Source organism: Alteromonas sp. OM2203, from assembly GCF_048517045.1.
GTDB lineage: Bacteria > Pseudomonadota > Gammaproteobacteria > Enterobacterales > Alteromonadaceae > Alteromonas > Alteromonas gracilis.
This window is the reverse complement of sequence record NZ_CP183209.1, coordinates 1,235,775-1,253,823: the sequence shown is the minus strand read 5'-3', so window position 1 is coordinate 1,253,823 and position 18,049 is coordinate 1,235,775. Positions and strand designations below refer to the sequence as shown.

At 44.4% G+C, this 18,049-nt stretch carries 17 protein-coding genes and 3 tRNA genes; 6 read left to right on the top strand and 14 right to left on the bottom strand.

Features of this window, described 5'->3' with window-relative positions; all coding sequences use genetic code 11:
• Positions 1-14 precede the first annotated feature (14 nt).
• The 7 genes from maiA to pspA all read right to left on the bottom strand — a co-directional run bounded on the left by maiA (position 15) and on the right by pspA (position 6,478).
• Positions 15-668 carry a maleylacetoacetate isomerase gene (maiA, locus tag ACM0P2_RS05580; RefSeq protein ID WP_173359465.1) on the bottom strand — a complete coding sequence of 218 codons (654 nt, stop codon included), beginning with the start codon at positions 666-668 and terminating at the stop codon, positions 15-17.
• 209 nt (positions 669-877) lie between these two features.
• The gene (locus ACM0P2_RS05575) at positions 878-1,888 is read right to left on the bottom strand and encodes a fumarylacetoacetate hydrolase family protein (RefSeq protein WP_159119469.1); all 1,011 of its coding nucleotides are present in this window, start codon (positions 1,886-1,888) and stop codon (positions 878-880) included.
• Between the two features lie 371 nt (positions 1,889-2,259).
• Positions 2,260-3,816: a transcriptional regulator TyrR gene (gene tyrR / locus ACM0P2_RS05570; RefSeq protein ID WP_105930154.1), complete on the bottom strand. Its 1,557-nt coding sequence runs from the start codon at positions 3,814-3,816 to the stop codon at positions 2,260-2,262.
• A 214-nt stretch (positions 3,817-4,030) separates the two neighbouring features.
• Positions 4,031-4,831: a phenylalanine 4-monooxygenase gene (gene phhA, locus ACM0P2_RS05565; RefSeq protein WP_419227398.1), complete on the bottom strand. Its 801-nt coding sequence runs from the start codon at positions 4,829-4,831 to the stop codon at positions 4,031-4,033.
• 205 nt (positions 4,832-5,036) lie between these two features.
• On the bottom strand, positions 5,037-5,483 hold the full coding sequence (pspC, locus tag ACM0P2_RS05560) for an envelope stress response membrane protein PspC (RefSeq protein ID WP_105930156.1): 447 nt from the start codon (positions 5,481-5,483) through the stop codon (positions 5,037-5,039).
• Positions 5,480-5,719 carry an envelope stress response membrane protein PspB gene (gene pspB / locus ACM0P2_RS05555; RefSeq protein WP_105930157.1) on the bottom strand — a complete coding sequence of 80 codons (240 nt, stop codon included), beginning with the start codon at positions 5,717-5,719 and terminating at the stop codon, positions 5,480-5,482. Before pspB ends, pspC begins: the two co-directional genes overlap by 4 nt.
• Positions 5,720-5,794: 75 nt before the next feature.
• Positions 5,795-6,478 carry a phage shock protein PspA gene (pspA, locus tag ACM0P2_RS05550; protein WP_159119468.1) on the bottom strand — a complete coding sequence of 228 codons (684 nt, stop codon included), beginning with the start codon at positions 6,476-6,478 and terminating at the stop codon, positions 5,795-5,797.
• A 219-nt stretch (positions 6,479-6,697) separates the two neighbouring features.
• Between pspA and pspF the strand changes: the two genes are divergently transcribed.
• Genes pspF through ACM0P2_RS05520 form a run of 6 tightly spaced genes read left to right on the top strand, consistent with a single transcriptional unit; the run spans position 6,698 to position 13,270 of the window.
• Positions 6,698-7,819: a phage shock protein operon transcriptional activator gene (gene pspF, locus ACM0P2_RS05545; protein WP_159119467.1), complete on the top strand. Its 1,122-nt coding sequence runs from the start codon at positions 6,698-6,700 to the stop codon at positions 7,817-7,819.
• A gap of 3 nt (positions 7,820-7,822) precedes the next feature.
• Positions 7,823-9,562 carry an ABC transporter substrate-binding protein gene (locus ACM0P2_RS05540; protein ID WP_159119466.1) on the top strand — a complete coding sequence of 580 codons (1,740 nt, stop codon included), beginning with the start codon at positions 7,823-7,825 and terminating at the stop codon, positions 9,560-9,562.
• Positions 9,559-10,590 (top strand): ABC transporter permease, encoded by a 1,032-nt coding sequence (locus ACM0P2_RS05535; RefSeq protein ID WP_173359461.1) that lies wholly within the window; start codon positions 9,559-9,561, stop codon positions 10,588-10,590. Before ACM0P2_RS05540 ends, ACM0P2_RS05535 begins: the two co-directional genes overlap by 4 nt.
• Positions 10,577-11,470, top strand: a complete 894-nt coding sequence (locus ACM0P2_RS05530; protein WP_159119465.1) for an ABC transporter permease subunit — start codon at positions 10,577-10,579, stop codon at positions 11,468-11,470. Before ACM0P2_RS05535 ends, ACM0P2_RS05530 begins: the two co-directional genes overlap by 14 nt.
• Before the next feature lies 1 nt (position 11,471).
• The gene (locus ACM0P2_RS05525) at positions 11,472-12,467 is read left to right on the top strand and encodes an oligopeptide/dipeptide ABC transporter ATP-binding protein (RefSeq protein ID WP_105930162.1); all 996 of its coding nucleotides are present in this window, start codon (positions 11,472-11,474) and stop codon (positions 12,465-12,467) included.
• Positions 12,467-13,270 (top strand): ATP-binding cassette domain-containing protein, encoded by an 804-nt coding sequence (locus tag ACM0P2_RS05520; RefSeq protein ID WP_159119493.1) that lies wholly within the window; start codon positions 12,467-12,469, stop codon positions 13,268-13,270. Before ACM0P2_RS05525 ends, ACM0P2_RS05520 begins: the two co-directional genes overlap by 1 nt.
• Positions 13,271-13,355: 85 nt before the next feature.
• Here ACM0P2_RS05520 and ACM0P2_RS05515 read toward each other — a convergent pair whose 3' ends face one another.
• From ACM0P2_RS05515 to ACM0P2_RS05485, 7 genes are all read right to left on the bottom strand, one after another.
• Positions 13,356-14,486, bottom strand: coding sequence for a sodium ion-translocating decarboxylase subunit beta (locus tag ACM0P2_RS05515; RefSeq protein ID WP_159119464.1), 1,131 nt, complete (start codon positions 14,484-14,486; stop codon positions 13,356-13,358).
• A gap of 3 nt (positions 14,487-14,489) precedes the next feature.
• Entirely contained in the window at positions 14,490-16,310 is a 1,821-nt protein-coding gene (gene oadA, locus ACM0P2_RS05510) for a sodium-extruding oxaloacetate decarboxylase subunit alpha (RefSeq protein ID WP_173359460.1), read from the bottom strand.
• An 18-nt stretch (positions 16,311-16,328) separates the two neighbouring features.
• Positions 16,329-16,595 (bottom strand): OadG family protein, encoded by a 267-nt coding sequence (locus ACM0P2_RS05505; RefSeq protein WP_105930268.1) that lies wholly within the window; start codon positions 16,593-16,595, stop codon positions 16,329-16,331.
• A 215-nt stretch (positions 16,596-16,810) separates the two neighbouring features.
• Complete coding sequence (locus ACM0P2_RS05500) at positions 16,811-17,287, bottom strand: acyl-CoA thioesterase (RefSeq protein ID WP_159119462.1); 477 nt, start codon at positions 17,285-17,287, stop codon at positions 16,811-16,813.
• 141 nt (positions 17,288-17,428) lie between these two features.
• Positions 17,429-17,505: transfer RNA gene (locus tag ACM0P2_RS05495), tRNA-Arg, on the bottom strand.
• A gap of 54 nt (positions 17,506-17,559) precedes the next feature.
• Positions 17,560-17,636 (bottom strand) — tRNA-Arg (locus tag ACM0P2_RS05490).
• Between the two features lie 41 nt (positions 17,637-17,677).
• Positions 17,678-17,768: transfer RNA gene (locus tag ACM0P2_RS05485), tRNA-Ser, on the bottom strand.
• Between the last annotated feature and the right edge of the window lie 281 nt (positions 17,769-18,049).

Below are 18,049 nucleotides of genomic sequence, written 5' to 3'. Positions count from 1 at the left end.
TCTGACTCAACTATTTAAATCGCGTCGATTTGACTCTCGGGCTTAGCCAATTCAAATTCACTCAACTCGTTACAGTTTTTTGCTATTTTGCTGATCAGCGGATAGCGACTCATATCTACATTAAACCGCTGCGCATTGTAAACTTGCGGTACTAAACAAATATCAGCAAGCGTCACATCAAAATCAAAGCAATACTTACCAGCTTGGGTTTGAAGTCGTTTTTCAATTCCGTCAAAACCCAGTGTTATCCAATGGGCCGCCCATCTTTCAGCATCCTCTTGTGTTGCTTCAAAGTTTCCTTTTAAAGCGTTTAATACGCGAAGGTTTCCTATTGGCTGAATGTCACAGGCTATATCTTGCGCCAGCGCTCTTACCCTTGCTCTTTCTATGCGGTGCTCTGGAATAAGTTGATAATCGCTTTCATATCTTTCATCAAGATATTCAATAATCGATAGAGACTGATTCAGAATGATATCTTCATCTTCGTCAACGAAGGTAGGTACCAAGTGTGCGGGATTAAGACGGCTGTATTCGCTGCTATGCTGCTCGCCGCCGTTATTTACAAGATGTATCGGCACGTATTCATACTCGACGCCTTTTAAGTTAAGCGCAATGCGAACTCGATAAGACGCAGTTGAGCGCCAGTAGCCGTAAAGTTTAATACTCATGAAATAACAACACCTGTCATTGATTACACGTTAATTACAGTGCTTTAAACAATGTTACGTTTGCCTGATAAACGACTCCATTGCCTAAGCATAATCTGTCAAATCGCCGAGAAATAGCGATAGACCAGCAGTATTGAAAAAGCCTTTTGGAAACTGCCCCAGCTAAAAATATAGACTTGCCAATGCTGAGGTAGTTTCCACATGTAAAACTAACTAAGCGGTTTTACCTGCTGTTCGATAGCACCAAAAACCGAGTTTCCTTCTTTATCCAGCATTTCTATACGAATGCGATCGCCAAATTGCATGAACGGTGTAGATGGCTTTCCGTCTCTGATTGTTTCAATCATGCGTACTTCAGCTATGCAGGAATATCCCACACCGCCTTCAGCAATCGCTGAGCCATGGTCAGTGCCTTGTTTATTCGACACGGTACCTGAACCAATTATAGCTCCCGCACCTAAATTCCTACTCTTAGCTGCATGTGCTACAAGTTGACCAAAATCAAAAGTCATATCTTGCCCAGCTTCAGGCTTTCCAAACAATTCACCGTTATAGGTGGAACGTAAAGGCAAATGTACTTTGCTCTCTTTCCATGCATCGCCTAGTTCATCTGGTGTTACAGCAACAGGTGAAAAGCTCGATGCGGGTTTAGACTGAAAGAAACCAAAACCCTTTGCTAATTCGCCAGGAATCAACCCTCTAAGCGACACGTCATTGACTAACATAATTAGTCGAATTTGTTCTGAAGCCTGCTCAGGTGTGCAAGCCATCGGCACGTCGTCAGTGACCACCGCAACTTCACCTTCAAAGTCAATTCCCCAATCATCGCTAGGTAAAATAATGTCGTCTTTTGGTCCAATAAAATCATCTGAACCACCCTGATACATTAGCGGGTCAGTCCAGAAGCTTTCGGGCATTTCTGCATTGCGCGCCTTTCTTACTAGCTCTACGTGGTTAACATACGCGCTTCCGTCTGCCCACTGATAGGCTCTTGGCAGCGGTGACTCACAGCGAGATTCATCAAACGGCACGCTGTCGCAGCTATTATCGTTAAGCGCTTGATACTTCATCTGTAGCTGAGGCGCTATTTCCTTCCAGTTATCCAAAGCATCTTGCATTGTCAGTGCAATATCTTGCGCGCTGCACGCTCGAGAAAGATCCTTCGACACCACCATAAGGCAGCCGTCTCGTGTTTCATTTTTATAGGTGGCTAGTTTCATTAAAATTCCCTCGAAGATTGTCGTTCAATTGGCCTTTGCGTTTTCTTAAAGCGGCTTAGTCGATTGAGAAGTACACACTATTCAAAAGGGCCAACGAGCAACTATATTTACATAGGTATAGTTATGCCATTAGTTGATACACATTGAGAAGCATTCAATGTACGAAGTTTTATTTAGCTGTAATAAAGGGTGTACGCTGTAAGTTCGCGTAATACTCTTGCAGCCATATTGGGCAGGCGTCGAGCAGGATGTAAATTTTTCGTAACAGGAATACGAGGCGTTCGTGAGGGACTGCTAGCAAGAGGCAGGCGCGCTTTTTTTAGTGTGATATTTAAACACTAGAAAAAGCGCGGCGCGTCGTCTGCGAAAATTTATAACTTTACCGTCGCTTTGTTTATGCCGTACTCACGCAGTTTATTAGCAATAGCTGTATGACTAAGCCCAAGTTTTTTAGCCAACTGCCGTGTGCTTGGATAGGAAGGATAAAGACGCTTTAACAAGTCCTTCTCAAATTTTTTCACTTCTTCGTCTAATGTACCTTCAAAGTTTTCATCAATGTAGGTAACACTCGGTGCGCAACTTGGAAGCTGGATATCTTCTTTTGTAATTTCTTTTCCGTCCAGCAGTGACAAAGCACGATACAAGGCGTTCTGTAACTGCCTTACGTTGCCAGGCCACGGATACTGCTGAAGAAAATCAACGCATGACTTGCTCAGTTTTGCTGGGCGTCGCCCTAATTTAGTGCTGTGCTGAACGATAAAAGACTCAGCTAATGGCACAATGTCTTGCCTGCGGTCTTTTAAAGACGGCATAACCAGACTGAGCACGTTTAGGCGATAATACAACTCTTTTCTAAATCGTCCCTCTTCTACAAGTTGACCAAGGTCGCGACATGTCGTGCAGATAAATCGAACGTCTACTTTTACTGGCTCGGAGTCTCCCACTCTTCTGAATTCACCATCTTCTAAAACCCGAAGTAACTTAGCTTGCAGCTGAGAAGACATGTCGGCTATTTCATCCAGTAAAAGTGTGCCGCCTTTGGCCTGCTCTAACAGTCCTATTTTTGCATTCGGTTGATTGAAGGCACCTGCCGCATAACCAAAGAGCTCGGTCTCAGCCACACTATCCGGTAACGAAGCGCAATTTAACGCTAAAAATGCCCCTTCACTGCGACGGCTAGACTGATGGCAGGCTCGGGCTATCATTTCTTTTCCCGTACCGGTTTCCCCAAATATGAGTACTGGAGCGTCTAAGTCAGCAATTTGCTTCGCTTCATGAACCACGCGCTTCATTAACGGTGATTGAGCAACGAAACGATCAAAACTATCTGTTGGCGACTGGTGAAACGCAGTGAACTGTTGACCTAGTCGCATTTCAGATTTCAATATGACCACAGCGCCTGCCATGATCATGTTTTGATCGCCATCAGGTACGGTAATAGGAAGCATATCGGCAAGATAATCCTGCTGAATGAACTTTACTTTTGAAGATTGCGGCCCCGGAGATTTGCCGTCCATCCATTTAGTAAAGTTAAATCCCTTCACTACCTCGCCTATCTCGGTGCCCTCAATTTCACTGTATGGAATTTCAAGTCCTGCACATACGGCTTCATTGCAAAGTAAAATGTTACCTTTAGCATCGATAGAAAAAACAGGATCTGGCAAGGTGCGTAAAATAGCAGATAGCTGATTCTTCTCTCGCTCTCCTGGCATGAAAAGCGTGGTCTTAACATCATCAATTCCATCTATTCGACGAATTTGGGGCATGAGGTGTTGAAAATCGGCAAACTCAATGTTGGGAAAATTTAGGAAAATTTTTCCCGCCGGATCGATTTCTATACCGCGCAAATCAATTTCTTTATTAACGAGAATATCTAATACATCTTGAGTGATCCCAAGACGGTCCTGACAACTTATTTCTAGACGCATAGGGTGCTAAGGCTACTTTGTAAACATATATGTACAGAGTATCATACTTTTACAAAAAGATAACAAGAGAAATGTTACAGAAGTTTAAATTTTAAGGAACCAAGGCGCTAAAGCTTTTAAAGGCAAGTAAATTAGGGTCACTGAACATCAGAAACAAAGATGCCGCTCTTCTGACGCGGCATCCTATACAAAACACATTTTTTTAACAATAGTGCTAGCTTGCTTTTTGTTCTTTCGGAGGGAAAAGCGGGGAAAATAACCCAAGAGACTTTGCTTTTTCTACAAGTGCCATAATATCCATTTCGGCAAGTTCAAAAAGATAATCAAACTCAGGCAATACGTAATAAAGCGGCTGCATAATATCAATGCGATATGGAGTGCGAAGCGCGTCGATTGCGCTAAGCGGATTGCGCAAAGGCGTATCGCTGTCTAACGCATAAATTGTCTCACCAGGGGAGGATAGAATGCCGCCGCCATATATCTTCAGTTCATCTCTAGCTCTCACTAAACCGAACTCTACGGTGAACCAGTAAAGACGTGCTAGGTATACTCTGTCTTCTTTGCTCGCAGCAAGGCCTAATTTTCCGTAGGTGTGTGTGAAGTGCGCGAACGCAGGGTTCGTTAACAACGGACAATGGCCAAATACCTCGTGAAAGATGTCCGGCTCCTGAAGATAGTCAAACTCTTTTCTCGTGCGAATAAATGTTGCTACTGGAAACTGTTTGTTAGCCAGCAACCTAAAGAATTCCCCGAAATTAATCAACGCTGGAACTTCAGCGGTTTGCCAACCTGTTTGCTCCATCAATACTTTGTTGATATCCGGTAGTTGAGGAATTGCTTTTTCGTCGAGTTTTAGTAAATCAAGCCCGTCAAGATACTGCTGGCACGCTCTTTCTTTTACTAATGGTATTTGTCTGGCATAAAGTTCGGACCAGATTTGATTCTCTTCATCTGACCAATGAATGATGCCATTGTCATCCGATTGTCTCGACTGATATTGCGTAGCTTTTGGCATAACTTCTTTAACCAATAAGTGTTGTGTAACTTGGATATCAGTGTAATGAAATTCCGGACGGCGAAAAGCAGCCGGCCTAATGTGGCTTATGATTTAGCTGTAACAAGAGTTTTACAATGCAGATTTAAGGTATTGTTTTACATACTAAAAAGCCGCTTCAAAGAAGCGGCTTAAATGCGTTTAGCTTGCGAGATTTAAGACAAAATTAAAGGCGACTTATCTCTTTGTTAAGCTGATATTCTCGAGAGGTCACATATGTTTCCATTTTACGAAGACGTACTTCAGCTTTTTCAAAACGATTGCGTATGTCATGGAACGCTTGTTTCGGAGGCTCTCCAGCCTGCCACACTTTGGTCTTTACCTCTACCTTGGCGCTTTTTACCTGACCGGCGTTTGGGTTTGTCCAACCTTTCCCTTTTGAGAATACTGGCGCTGCCGCGTTACTCTGCAATCCCGCTGGTTTTTTATCGAGAATAAACCACGCGGCGATATAGGCGACAAATATGAAAGGTCCGGCTAGTAGAAAGAATCCGGTAACAACTAAAATCCTTACTAACCACGTTTCTAAACCAAAATATTCGGCAACACCTGAACACACCCCAGCTATTCGCGCATTCTCTGGATTACGATAGAGCTGCTTACCGTTTCTCATGCTCTATTCCTCCACTCAGGCGCCTCACTGTCTAGAATTGCCTCTAGCGTCTCGATGCGTTCACTCATCTTTTCAGCTTTTTCAGCTAGATCCTGTAAAGCGGCGTGCTCTTCTACACTTAGTCCTTGATTAACTTGTTTTTTACTGCGGTAGTGCAAAATAAGCCAAATCGGAGCAACAAATATTGAGAACACCACAAGGGGCATAACCAACACTGCTATTGTACCTTCATCCATCTCAATCTCTCCTACAAACTCTGATGTACTTACCCTCCTGTAAATCGAACATCAGGAGGGCCCACCCTATTCTTTTTATTCTGATTTTTCAGTGCTTTTACTTGCACCTTTTACTTTCGCTTTAAGTGCTGCAAGTTCGTCTTCTACTTTGTCGCTAGCTTCTAGCTCAGCGAACTCATCCTGCAATGTCTTTTTCCCTAAATCGTAGGCTTCGACTTGCGACTCAAGGTCATCAATTTTGCGCTCGTATTGTTCGAAACGCCCCATTGCATTATCTACTTTAGTGCTATCTAGCGTCTTTTTCACCTCAAGACGAGAACTCGCCGTCTTTTGGCGCATAATAATCGTTTTTTGACGACTCTTCGCATCGGCCAGCTTTTCTTGAAGTTGACCAATTTCATCCTGAAGCTTGCTTATTTGTTCATCGACAATTGCCAACTCTTTGCTCAATACTTCGGCAGCTTCAGCGGACTTTTTCTTTTCTTGCAGTGCAGCACGCGCCAGGTCATCCCTATCCTTACTTAACGCTAGTTCAGCTTTCGCTTCCCAGTCGCTTGCGTCGCTTTCGTACTTTGAAATCTGATTGACGATTTCTTTCTTATTGGCCAATGTCTTCGCAGATGCTGAGCGTACCTCAACCAATGTGTCTTCCATTTCCTGAATGATTAATCTAACCATTTTCTCAGGATCTTCCGCCTTGTCTAAAAGCGCATTAATATTTGAATTCACAATATCTGTAAAACGCGAGAAGATACCCATAATAATTACCTCTTGCTAAAAATAGTCAGTGTTAAAAACACCACTCGTGATAAATAGATTTCTCTTGGTATTGATAGTATTCAATATACTTGCCAACTTTACTCTCGCGCTAACCTTCTATTTTAAATAGATTTTTTTATATTCAAATAATACTCGTTTATCAATAATTTTTGCTCTACACTATTAATTGGTCGAAATGACTAACTTTTGAGGGATTTAATGAGTAGGTATCGACAACAAGATAATTTGCTTGGCCAAGCGAATAGTTTTTTAGAAGTTCTGGAGCAAATTTCACAAATTGCACCGCTCGATAAACCGGTACTCGTTATTGGCGAAAGAGGCACGGGTAAAGAACTCATTGCAGCGCGTCTGCATTTTCTATCCAAGCGCTGGGATCAGAACTACATCAAACTCAATTGTGCAGCGCTGAACGAAAGCCTGCTCGAAAGTGAACTTTTCGGCTATGAGGCGGGCGCGTTTACTGGTGCATCAAAACGCCGTGAAGGTCGCTTTGAGGTAGCCCACAACGGCACACTCTTCTTAGATGAGTTAGCAAACACATCTGGGCTTATTCAAGAAAAACTTCTCCGGGTGGTTGAGTACGGAGAGTTTGAACGCGTAGGTGGCAGTAAATCAGTAAAAACTGATGTCCGCCTTATTGCAGCCACTAACGAAGACTTGCCCGCGCTTGCTGAAGCAGGGGAGTTTCGCGCTGATCTTCTCGACAGACTTGCCTTCGACGTGATTACTATTCCCCCTCTTCGCGAACGTCGCGAAGATATCATGATGTTGGCTGAAAATTTCGCTATCAATATGGCACGTGAAATGGAGATGGAGTTATTTAGCGGTTTTACGGAAAAAGCAAAACGAACGCTTCTAGAATACGACTGGCCAGGTAATATCCGAGAACTTAAAAACGTGGTCGAACGAGCAGTATATAGAACCAATAACCCTCATTTACCTGTGCATGAAATTATTTTGGATCCTTTTGAATCTGCATTTCGCCCTAAAGGTCGAGTAAAGACCAATGACAGAGTGAAAAGCGCTGAATTGCCCCAGCACGATACCCAAACCGACACACCTATAGCAAATGCTGTTGTTGAAAAAGCTGATGTTTCTCCTCTAGCACCCAATAATCAGCAAGAAATCGTCGAATATCCCATAGATTTGAAAGAACGCTCTCAACAATATGAGATAGATATGATAAAACAGGCTCTTGCAGACAGTCAGTTTAATCAAAAGAAAACGGCTGAGAAATTGAGCCTGACATACCATCAGCTCCGAGGCTATCTCAAGAAATATAACTTACTAGATTCTTCCGCTGAAAACGTCGAGGCGTAAAGCATGTCCTATGGTTTGGTGAAGCGTTTGTCATTATGTTTGTGTACGGCGCTTGTCGTTGCATCCTGCGCTAAACAGAATAAACAAGCGTTCTACAATACGGGAATTATTTACTGCTCGGAAAGCAACCCAGTTACATTCAACCCTCAATTAGATACCTCAAGCACAACATCAGATGCCTCGTCCCATCAACTCTACGACCGTCTGCTTGACTTTGACCCGGAGACTGGACGGATAGTGCCAAGTTTAGCGAGCAGTTGGCTAGTGACTAACGACGGCCTGACCTACGCATTTCAACTAAGAAAAGATGTGTGGTTTCACAGCACTGATTACTTTACGCCGACAAGAAATTTTAACGCTGATGACGTTCTTTTTAGTATAGACAGGTGGAGACTCACATCTCATCCCTATCACTATATATCAGGCGGGCGCTATCCGTATTTTGAAAGCATTGGCCTTGCACAAAACATTGAGTCAGTGGAGCGCGTAAATGGCTACCGGGTAGAAATTACGCTTAAGCGCCGCGATAGCTCTTTTCTGGCTAATCTAGCCACTGATTTTGCGGTGATCCTTTCGGAAGAATATGCCAGCCAGCTATCGCAAGCCGGTAGCCCAAGTAAAATTGATGAACTGCCTGTTGGAACAGGCCCATTTAAGTTTGAAAGCTATCGAAAAGATCACTTTATAAAGTATCGTCGCCACGAAGATTATTGGCGTTTGTCTTTATCCTCAGAGGACAGTGAAAACGCGTCTGAACAAACTAATACTGAAATTAGCAAAGAACCTGAGAATGCCTCGCCCCCCGCATCTTCTAGCTTTCAGTCAAATGGGGGCGAATACTCGGCCGTAGAACAGCTTATTTTTGATATTACGCCTCGAAGCTCACTTCGACTAGCTAAGTTAATGACCGGTGAGTGTGATGCCACCGCCTTTCCGGCGCAAACCGAACTTGAAGTTATTCGTGCGAAGGAAGACCTGATTCTGGCAGAGAAACCGGGGTTGAATATCGGGTTTTGGGCGTTTAATACTCAACGCCCTCCTTTTAACAACCCAGATGTAAGGCGTGCGCTGGCAGCGGCTATCGATAAAAATACTTTGTTAGAGGCCGTGTACTTTGACAGTGCTATTCGGGCAAAAACTTTGTTACCCGCGGCCAGTTGGGCATTTCAAAATGATGCTGACGACACCGCCTACAACCCTGTATTAGCCCGCAAACTGCTTGCTGACGCAGGAATAGAACCCGGCTTTTCAATGACTATCTGGGCCATGCCGGTAGAGCGCGCATATAACCCTAATGCAACAAAAATGGCAGAACTGATCCAGCGATATCTAAGAGATGTGGGCGTTGAAGCAACGATTGTAAGTTACGACTGGGCTACGTTTAGGCGGCACTTACGAGAAGGGTTACACGACTCTGTGCTAATAGGTTGGTCCGCAGACAACGGTGACCCCGATAACTTCTACCGCCCATTATTGAGCTGCGGCGCTATTCCCTCTGGCACTAACAGAGCCATGTGGTGTAACCCAGATTATGATAAATTAATTAACGATGCCCTTAAGACTGATGATATTGAAGCGCGCAAAGCCATTTATCGACAAGTAAACCGACTGCTGTATGAACGTTTACCGCTGGTACCCATCGCCCATGCTTATCGTTATCAGGCGTATAGAAGCGAACTGGAGGGGTTAACTATAAATCCCTTTGGCGGCGTGCGCTTTGGTGGAGTAGAAAAAACACTGTGACCCAGATTCTCGTTAGATATTGCACGCTATTTATATTAACGCTTCTTGTATTAGCGATTATTTCGTTTTCTTTGGCCTACCTGTTTCCAGGCGACGTTTTAGAAAATCTGACAGGCTTGGTACCGCAAAATGAAATTCAACGCGCCGCGTTAGAAAAGCAGTTTAAATTAGACCAATCCTACGTACATCAGTTCTTTTACTATGTAAGCAATTTACTAACAGGTGACTGGGGGTATAGTTTTACTTCAGGCCTACCGCTAAGAGATGAGGTGGGAATAGCGATGCCAGCCACAATAGAGTTGGCAACATACGCAATGCTAATGGCATTATTTATTGGGATACCGATGGGGTATTACGCAGGAATTCGTTGTTACTCAACTTCAGATTATTTAATCAACAGCGCCAGTATCACGATTTATTCGTTCCCGGTTTTTTGGTTTGCGCTACTGCTCATCCTTGTATTCAGCTTACAGATGGACGTGGCTCCATTATCTGGCCGTATCAGCCTGCTGTATAACATTGAGCCTGTTTCAGGCTTTATTCTTGTCGATATATTATTTGCAGATATCGAAAACAAATCCTTGGCATTAAAAGATGCGCTTTCACACATAGCATTGCCCACCTTTGCTATTGGCGCAATTGCTACAGCGTCTATGGCTAGAATAACAAGGCGTTCTGTTATCGATGTGAGGCATCGCCCTTATATTGCTGCAGCAATTTCTAGAGGCCTTTCAAGCTGGCAAATATTCTTTCGCCACATTTTGCGCAACGCCTTACTGCCAATTTTGCCGTTGATGGCGATTCAGATTACCACCCTCATAACAAATGCTATGATCGTGGAGACCTTATTTTCGTGGCCCGGTATTGGTAACTGGCTAATTCAAGCCATTTATCAGCGTGACTACCCTGCCCTACGGATAGGAATGATGGCGGTTTCTACCGTTGTCATAACATTAACCATTCTCGTCGATTTGTTTAACCGAGTCATTGACCCTAGTAGAGAGAAATACGAACGTGCCGCAGTTTAGTCTATACGACGAAGAGTTCCATCCGTCGCCGTGGCAGCGGACATGGGCATCATTTAGAGCTAGCCACATTTCTATGCTAGGCCTAATTATGTTGGCGCTTTTCGTTGTATTTGCGCTGTTTGCCCCTTTGATCACGCCCTATGATGCGCTAGAGCAAAACATCGATGGTCTGCTGATACCGCCTAGCTGGATGGCAAATGGTTCCATTTCTTACCTGTTTGGTACCGACGCGCTTGGGCGTGACCTATTTACGCGGATAATATATGGCTGTCGTGTAACGCTAGGTTCGGCATTTATCACCGTCGTTCTTGCTATGTTAATGGGCGTTAGTTTGGGCGCATTTGCCGGCATGCTGCGGGGTGTTCGCTCTAGCGTAGCCAACCACCTTTTAGATGCGTTAATGGCTATTCCAACACTGCTTATTGCTATTATCATAGTAGCGATTTTAGGTACTGGCTTGGTCAATAGCATGTGGGCGATTACGCTGGCGTTGATCCCTCAGTTTGTTCATCACACACGCAGCTTCGTACGCGCTGAAATGAAGAAGGAATACATCATAGCGTCAAAACTGGATGGCGCGAGCAAATGGCAGCTTTTTGTACATTCCATTTTACCCAATATGACTGAAATGCTCGTTGTACAGGGTACGCTTGCCCTTTCCATTGCGGTTATCGACATCTCAGCATTAGGGTTTCTTAACTTAGGCGCCCAATCCCCCCTGCCCGAATTAGGCGTAATTCTAGCTGATGGTTTAGATGTTACTTATTTGGCTCCTTGGAATGTCGCAGTTCCGGGCATGGCAATATTTTTCATGGTCTTATCAGTCAACATTGTGGGCGATGGTTTGCGTTCTGCACTGAGAAAAAGAGTGAGTCATTAATATGCCGATGCTTGATATTAAAAATCTCACGCTAGAAATGCAGAGTAGTGAAGGCACGATTAAAGCCTTAGATAAAGTGAATTTATCTGTAAGTACTGGGGAGATTCGTGCATTAGTCGGTGAATCGGGCTCAGGCAAAAGCCTTATTGTGTCAGCAATTTGTGGTGCCCTTCCCAATCAGTGGCATTTAACCGCCGACAGGATGAGCTGGAATGGTGAGAACCTTTTAGGCATGTCTTCACAACAGCGTCGTGAAGTAATGCGCCGTGAAATCGCGGTAGTATTTCAAAACCCTCAGGCAAGTTTGGACCCCTCAGCCACGCTAGGAGAGCAGCTAGAAGAAAGTATTCCCGATGAGTTTGTGGAGGGCAGTTGGTTTTGGCAAAGAGCTCAGCATCGTAAAAAAATTGCTATTAGCACCGTTCACAAAGTAGGGATTAAACACCACAAACACTACTTAAGTGCTTTCCCGCATCAAATACCCGCGGATATAGGTCAGAAGTTCATGATTGCCATGGCGTTAGTATCTCAGCCTAAATTACTGATTGCCGACGATCCTACCCGCGGTATGGAGCCGACGACCAAAACTCAAATTTTGAAGCTTTTTACTCGCTTGAACCAAACCCGTTCTTTGTCGATATTGTTTGTTAGTCATGACTTGTTAGCCATTGCCAGTATGTCCCACTCAATGACGGTGCTTTATGCGGGTCAAACCGTCGAATCGGGAAAAATGAAACACATTAAAAAGCGCCCGCTTCACCCTTACACTAAAGCGTTACTCGACAGTGCTCCGAGTTTCAGGAAAGACTTACCGCCAAAATCCCTTTTGCCTACGTTGAGCGGCTCTATTCCTACACTTCAGCATTTACCTATTGGCTGTAGATTGGGTCCTCGCTGCCCTCGCGCACAAAGAGCATGCGTTCAAACACCTGCCGTACGAAAGATTCATGATCACAGTTATAGCTGCCACTACCCGTTACACATGGAGAAGCTGTGATGGATATTATGGAGGTAAGAAACCTCACTTTTATTCACAACGAGAAAAAGCGCTGGTTAAAACGCCCAGAAGTGTTTCAACTCGGTCCGGTAAACCTGAGTGTAAAGCGTGGAGAAACAATCGCTATTATCGGTGAAAACCGTTCTGGAAAATCGTTGCTTGCAAAACTTTTGGTTGGCGCCTTACCCGCCGATGCTGGTGAAATTGAAATTAACACACACAAGTATTTAGCGAAGTATCAGTCGAAAGACAACAAGCAAAAACGCACCCACGATATTCGAATGATCTTGCAACATAGCAGTGAATCCATGAACCCCGCTGTGCCTGTAGGAAAGATTTTAGATGAACCGTTGCGACTAAATACTGGGCTGTCTGAAGCCGAACGAAAACCAATCATAGAAGACATGTTGGTGAAAGTGGGTCTACTAAGAGAGCACTACTATTTTTACCGCCACATGCTGTCCGATGGACAACAGCAAAGGGTTGCCCTTGCCAGAGCGATTGTATTAAAACCTAAGGTGCTAGTGGCCGATGAACCCTTTGCTGCGCTTGACCCTTCAATACGCTCTCAAACGGTAAATTTGATTTTGCAGCTACAACAAGAACTCGGTTTAGCTTTCGTATTTATAAGCCATAACCTTGGTATTGTGAGGCATATCGCCGATAAGATCATTGTAATGGAGAACGGTGAAATTGTAGAAGAAGGCAAAACAGAAACTATTTTCAGGTGGCCGCAGCACATTCGCACCAAGAAATTAGTTACGGCTTATCAATCTCTTGTTCCTCAACAAACCCTTCGATAAGCCTAAAGATAGCAGAAAGGGGCTAACGCGCCCCTCTCTATAATTAACGTTTAAATAGTCAGGTCGATCTTAACCAGATTTGTGACTAGCCTACTAGCGCCAATAAGATCCCTGCAGCTACAGCACTCCCCAATACACCCGCGACATTAGGTCCCATTGCATGCATTAACAAGAAGTTGTGGGGATTGGCCTCTAGGCCAACTTTGTTTACCACTCGCGCAGCCATAGGTACCGCAGACACACCCGCAGCACCAATGAGTGGATTGATGCTCCCACCTGAAAGTTTGCTCATTAGCTTGGCCATAAGTACTCCAGCGGCGGTACCAATACCAAATGCGATAGCACCAAGGCCCAGGATACCTAAAGTTTCAACGGTAAGGAATGCTTCGGCTGATAGCTTTGAACCAACCGCCAAACCGAGAAATATCGTAACCGTATTTATAAGTTCGTTCTGAGCAGTTTTGCTAAGCCTATCAACAACACCGCACTCTTTCATTAGGTTACCAAAACAGAACATGCCCACAAGCGGTGTAGCAGCTGGTAGGAACAAGATAGTCATAAACAACACAGCTAAAGGAAAAATGATTTTTTCGCGCTTTGATACTGGTCGAAGCTGCCCCATTTTTATCTCGCGCTCTTCTTTTGTCGTCAGAGCTCTCATAATTGGTGGCTGGATAATAGGCACTAATGCCATATAGGAATAGGCGGCTACGGCAATAGCACCAAGCAAGTCGGGAGCAAGCCTCGAAGCTAAGAAAATCGCCGTAGGCCCATCTGCGCCGCCTATAATAGCAATAGCGCTTGCATCCTTTAACGTAAACTCGAAACCTGGGATCAGGTTTAAAGCGATAGCGCCAAACAAGGTTGCAAAAATCCCAAACTGCGCCGCTGCGCCAAGTAACAACATTTTAGGGTTTGCAATAAGTGCACTGAAATCCGTCATTGCGCCGACACCCATAAAAATGAGTAGCGGAAATACGCCGGTATCAATGCCGATTTTATAGATGTAATGAAGCAAACCACCCGCTTCAGAAAACCCAGCAATCGGAATATTCGTCAACAACGCACCGAAACCGATGGGCAATAAAAGCAATGGCTCGAACTTTTTCACAATGGCTAGGTACAGTAAACCAAAGCCTACGGCCATCATTATTAGCTGGCCCGCTTCAAAATGCGCAAGCGCGGTACTATCCCAAAGTACCATTAACTTATCCATGCATTACCCCAATAAGATTAACGGTTGGCCACTTGTTACAGCATCACCTTCACCTACGACAATGTCGGTAACTGTCCCGGTGTATGCTGAACGAATCTCAGTCTCCATCTTCATGGCTTCGAGGATCATCACCACATCACCTTCTGATACGCTGTCACCGTTTCTTACCAAGATTTTAAACACGTTACCCGCTAATGGCGCATCAATAGACTCTGACGAGGCTGCAGCAGCTGGTGCTGCGCTACTCGCTGGAACTTGGGGCTGCGTATTTCCACCGCTAGCAGGAGTCACACTTGTTAAGGTACCAGAAGGAGCAACTTCGACGCGATACACCTTACCATCTACATTGACATCATAAGTTTCTGACGAGTTAGATGCCTTTACGTTTGACGTGGCTTTAACCGGCTGCGATGGACTAGAGCTTGCTGAGTCTTGTTCACCAGGCGCTGGTTCAAATGCATCTGGATTACCGCGATTTTCAATAAACTTAAGGCCGATTTGGGGAAACAATGCGTAAGTAAGCACATCATCAATTTTATCCTCTGCCAGAGAAAGTTGCTTTTTCTCTGCCAAAGCATCAAGTTCTTTACTAAGCGTATCAAGTTCTGGTGCAATGTTATCAGCAGGACGACACGTTATTGGCTCTGCGCCATCAAGCACACGTTCCTGCAATGCTTTGTTGACCGGAGCAGCCGTAGCACCGTACTCGCCTTTCAGTACGCCAGCCGTTTCTTTTGTGATACTTTTGTAGCGCTCGCCAGTAAGCACGTTAAGTACCGACTGTGTGCCCACAATTTGTGATGTTGGAGTGACAAGCGGGATGAACCCCAAATCTTCGCGCACTCTAGGAATTTCCTTAAGTACCTCCTCAAACTTATCCTCAGCGCCTTGCTCTTTAAGCTGACTTTCCATATTGGTTAGCATTCCGCCTGGCACTTGCGCTAAGAGAATTCGCGCATCAACGCCTTTAAGGCTGCCTTCAAACTGGCTATATTTCTTTCTCACCTCTCTGAAATAGCTAGCAATATCCTCAAGCTCAGGTAGCGATATGCCGGTATCGCGCTCAGTGCCCTCTACAATAGACACCATAGTTTCTGTTGCGCTGTGGCCATACGTCATGCTCATTGAAGAGATTGCCGTGTCCAGCATATCAATCCCCGCATCAATCGCTTTTTGGTACGTTGCCGTACTAAGCCCCGTTGTTGCGTGACACTGCATAGCAATAGGCACGCTCACCGTCTCTTTTAAGCCAGTAATCAATGCTTCACATTCATAAGGCTTTAGAAGCCCGGCCATGTCTTTTACGCAAATAGAGTGAACACCTAAATCTTCAAGCTGTTTTGCCATGTCTAACCAAAGCTTAAGGTTATGAACTGGACTGACAGTATAAGAGATAGTGCCCTGAGCATGTGCGCCGCTGTCTATCGTTGCTTTGATCGCTGTTTTTAAATTACGAATGTCGTTCATGGCATCGAAGATCCTGAACACGTCAACGCCGCTTTCGTGGGCTCGTTCGACAAAACGTGTCACTACATCGTCAGCGTAATGGCGATATCCCAGCAGGTTTTGCCCGCGAAGGAGCATTTGTTGTTTAGTGTTAGGCATTGCCGCTTTAAGCTTTCTAATCCGTTCCCAAGGGTCTTCGCCTAGGTAACGAATACATGCATCAAAAGTAGCACCTCCCCATGACTCTACCGACCAAAAGCCAGCTTTATCTAATTTTTCCGCTATGGGAAGCATATCCTCGATACGCATACGCGTAGCAAGAAGCGATTGATGGGCATCACGCAGGACTAGCTCGGTAAGGGCCAGAGGCTTTGACATGGTAACTCCTGATTAGGCTTATTTTTTTGAATTGTGACGATGGGTATGGATGGCTGCGGAAATAGCTGCGATAACATTTCCGTCTATTCCAGGTTGTACCGCTTGATTGTTTCTTTTTACATTAACTGAGGGCTCTTCTATTTCCCCAGGGAACGCTTCGCAAAACCGCGCTATTAAGTGTATACCTACGATAAGAAGCCCGAGAAATGAGAAAACGAACACCATTCCAATGAGCATTAATGAACCCGCTTCAACAAGCAAGCTACTGACGGATCCCGAATTCATATTCAATCCTGTTTGTATATTGGTATTTGAATAAGTATCACGAGGTTTTTTAAAAAACAACAAAACAGCATAAAAAACCAATAAAAACCCTACAGAACGCCACCATATGAAATTTAATGCATTTTTACTTAATAAAATTGCAACAAAGACTCTATAAGCTATCAGTAACTGAATTTAGGTCTCGCCCATCAATCGCTCATTTTGTAAGGCATAATCTAATGAAAGCCTATATTGTCTGAGAAGTCACTATCTAACTGCTTTGCAAAATCTTTTGCGTGCATGGCTACTAACTCGAGCTGCATGTGCCGCTCGTCTTCCGGTATGTAGGCAGGAACGTTGGCCGGTTTACCATCGCAATCTACCGCCATAAAAGTGATAAAACAGCGATTTGCCACCGTCGTTGTGTCTGCGGTCGCATCGCCAGATTTCACCACAACGTAAATATGCATGCTTGATGCGCCTGTATGAACTAAAGACGCTGTAATCTCTATTAGTTGACCAACTTTAATAGGCTTAATGAATCGGATTCCGTTAGCTGAAACCGTAACACAATAGCATTTAGACCATTGAGCTGCACACGCGTAGGCAGCTTGGTCTATCCATTTCATAACGATACCGCCGTGAACGTTCCCACCAAAGTTAACATCTGTAGGTTCTGCTAAAAATCGAAAAGTAGTGGATGGGTGTGACATAAGTTGCCTCGCTGATTACTGCTCAATTAACAGTTAAAGCTTAGCTTACTTTTTAAACAATGCACTTATAGAGGTGTTAACAAAGAAAGATAGTAATAAACAGAAATGAAAAAGCCCACCTTAAAGGTGGGCTTCTCAATATGGCGCGTGTGGAAGGATTCGAACCTCCGACCGCCTGGTTCGTAGCCAGGTACTCTATCCAGCTGAGCTACACACGCGTTAACTTGTATACTTTCGAATTTCACTCCGAAAGGTGACGCTTTTAAATTAAGTGGCGCGTGTGGAAGGATTCGAACCTCCGACCGCCTGGTTCGTAGCCAGGTACTCTATCCAGCTGAGCTACACACGCGCAAAAACTTGTTGTCGACCGTCACTACCAACGAATGATAATGGCGGAGAGGGAGGGATTCGAACCCTCGATACGCGTAATGCGTATGGTTCCTTAGCAGGGAACTGGTTTCAGCCACTCACCCACCTCTCCTTGACTGCGGGGTGCATTTTACGGATTCGTTGGCGTGAGTCAAACCTTTTTTATAAAGAAAGTGTTCGCTCGCTGTCATTTTAAACGATTCGAGCAAAAAACCAGTAATCTGCTCACAATACAAGCAATTAAATAAAATGCCCGTTGCTTTTTCTCGGCTCTTCCTAAAGTCAGATACTAAAAATTATCAATCGCTCTTCAAATTATAGCTGATGATAAACGCTTTATATCTCTTTTTATCTATTATTGCGCAATATTATCCCTTTGCGCTAACAACGAAC

What these genes read in the sequence shown, in the direction of transcription:
- maiA (WP_173359465.1), bottom strand. Translation starts at nt 668, where the DNA reads ATGAGTATTAAACTTTACGGCTACTGGCGCTCAACTGCGTCTTATCGA.
- ACM0P2_RS05575 (WP_159119469.1), bottom strand. Translation starts at nt 1,888, where the DNA reads ATGAAACTAGCCACCTATAAAAATGAAACACGAGACGGCTGCCTTATG.
- tyrR (WP_105930154.1), bottom strand. Translation starts at nt 3,816, where the DNA reads ATGCGTCTAGAAATAAGTTGTCAGGACCGTCTTGGGATCACTCAAGAT.
- phhA (WP_419227398.1), bottom strand. Translation starts at nt 4,831, where the DNA reads ATGCCAAAAGCTACGCAATATCAGTCGAGACAATCGGATGACAATGGC.
- pspC (WP_105930156.1), bottom strand. Translation starts at nt 5,483, where the DNA reads ATGAGAAACGGTAAGCAGCTCTATCGTAATCCAGAGAATGCGCGAATA.
- pspB (WP_105930157.1), bottom strand. Translation starts at nt 5,719, where the DNA reads ATGGATGAAGGTACAATAGCAGTGTTGGTTATGCCCCTTGTGGTGTTC.
- pspA (WP_159119468.1), bottom strand. Translation starts at nt 6,478, where the DNA reads ATGGGTATCTTCTCGCGTTTTACAGATATTGTGAATTCAAATATTAAT.
- pspF (WP_159119467.1), top strand. Translation starts at nt 6,698, where the DNA reads ATGAGTAGGTATCGACAACAAGATAATTTGCTTGGCCAAGCGAATAGT.
- ACM0P2_RS05540 (WP_159119466.1), top strand. Translation starts at nt 7,823, where the DNA reads ATGTCCTATGGTTTGGTGAAGCGTTTGTCATTATGTTTGTGTACGGCG.
- ACM0P2_RS05525 (WP_105930162.1), top strand. Translation starts at nt 11,472, where the DNA reads ATGCCGATGCTTGATATTAAAAATCTCACGCTAGAAATGCAGAGTAGT.
- ACM0P2_RS05520 (WP_159119493.1), top strand. Translation starts at nt 12,467, where the DNA reads ATGGATATTATGGAGGTAAGAAACCTCACTTTTATTCACAACGAGAAA.
- ACM0P2_RS05515 (WP_159119464.1), bottom strand. Translation starts at nt 14,486, where the DNA reads ATGGATAAGTTAATGGTACTTTGGGATAGTACCGCGCTTGCGCATTTT.
- oadA (WP_173359460.1), bottom strand. Translation starts at nt 16,310, where the DNA reads ATGTCAAAGCCTCTGGCCCTTACCGAGCTAGTCCTGCGTGATGCCCAT.
- ACM0P2_RS05505 (WP_105930268.1), bottom strand. Translation starts at nt 16,595, where the DNA reads ATGAATTCGGGATCCGTCAGTAGCTTGCTTGTTGAAGCGGGTTCATTA.
- ACM0P2_RS05500 (WP_159119462.1), bottom strand. Translation starts at nt 17,287, where the DNA reads ATGTCACACCCATCCACTACTTTTCGATTTTTAGCAGAACCTACAGAT.